The 253-nt window shown below is 68.0% G+C and carries 1 pseudogene; it reads left to right on the plus strand.

The window, feature by feature from the left end:
• Window positions 1-247: pseudogene (locus FCK22_RS18510) on the plus strand (hypothetical protein); the annotation flags it as partial.
• Window positions 248-253 lie beyond the last annotated feature (6 nt).

Raw genomic sequence — 253 nt, forward strand, 5'->3', positions numbered from 1 at the left:
GGCCTCGACCGGGAACACCACCTGCCACCAGATCCTCGCGGCAGAGACCCCGTGGCTCGCCGTGCCGGAGTGGCGCTATTTCGACGAACAGGTCGAAAAGGCCGAGGCGCTGGCGCGGGCGGGGGCGCGCATCACCTGCCGCATTTTCCGTCTTCCGCCGCGGCATGGCGCTGCGCGATTCAAGACACCTTCGATGCCCATGACCCGGCCCTGCAACGGGCCTTGGTCAATGAGGATGCCGCCGTAGAGACGG

Origin of the sequence: Sulfitobacter sp. 15WGC (genome assembly GCF_005068605.1) — a bacterium.
Taxonomy (GTDB): domain Bacteria; phylum Pseudomonadota; class Alphaproteobacteria; order Rhodobacterales; family Rhodobacteraceae; genus Sulfitobacter; species Sulfitobacter faviae.